The sequence below is a fragment of the Arthrobacter sp. 2RAF6 genome, from assembly GCF_052115205.1.
GTDB lineage: Bacteria > Actinomycetota > Actinomycetes > Actinomycetales > Micrococcaceae > Arthrobacter.
The window spans coordinates 1-714 of record NZ_JBFRGF010000111.1 but is presented as its reverse complement, the minus strand read 5'-3'; the positions used below and the strand labels follow the sequence as shown (position 1 = coordinate 714).

Genomic DNA, 714 nt, shown 5'->3' with positions numbered 1-714 from the left:
AGTAGTCACTGTGTGGTACAGCGAGGGGCAAAACGGCCGCTTTAACATCGGCGGCAATTCGGTTGAGGGGTTCGTTGATCGAGTTTCCAGACTCGACGAGGTTGATGTTGTATTCGAAGGTGCCCTTGTGCGTCCGCTCGACCCCGCTGTTGTACACCGGTATCGGATCCAGACCGTGAAACACGGAGTCCAAGGTCGCGACGAGTTCTTTCTCCGTAGCGTTTGTCTTCAAGTTGCCGATCAGGGTGGCGTGAGGTGCGAAGGCCGCAGCTGCAACGAGTCCAAACTGCGCCTGGAGCGCCCTGGTGATTTGCGTTACCGCCCAGCAGGTCGCTGGATCCGGACGGAGAAAAATTCCGTACCTGATACCGTCCATGGGGTTCCTCTCGATGGAGCTGGGTCTTTAATGCAGGACAATTACGTGGTTCGGGTGAACGGGATCTAGCAGGCTGTCCCGCATTCCCCTTAGTGATCTTGCGCTTGCCAGGAAATGACGTGCCGCCACGGCTGGTTTTCCCACCAGCGACCGTCCCAGTCAGCGCGCAACTCWAAGAGGGTGTACCARCGGGCGGCGAAGGACGCCGGAGGCGTGATGGGCAGTCCTGCAATGAACTCGCCGACCTCGTCGGCCAGGCGGTTATCCATTGTCAGCTCAAAGTTGGCCAGGCTTAGATGTGCGGCGAACTCGTATTCCACTACGGACGGCACCAGGTA

At 58.4% G+C, this 714-nt stretch carries 2 pseudogenes; both read right to left on the bottom strand.

Annotation, left to right across the window (positions count from 1 at the left end):
* A pseudogene (locus AB4Z38_RS25715) lies at nt 1-376 on the bottom strand (heme utilization protein); the annotation flags it as partial.
* Between the two features lie 89 nt (nt 377-465).
* A pseudogene (locus tag AB4Z38_RS25710) lies at nt 466-714 on the bottom strand (hypothetical protein); the annotation flags it as partial.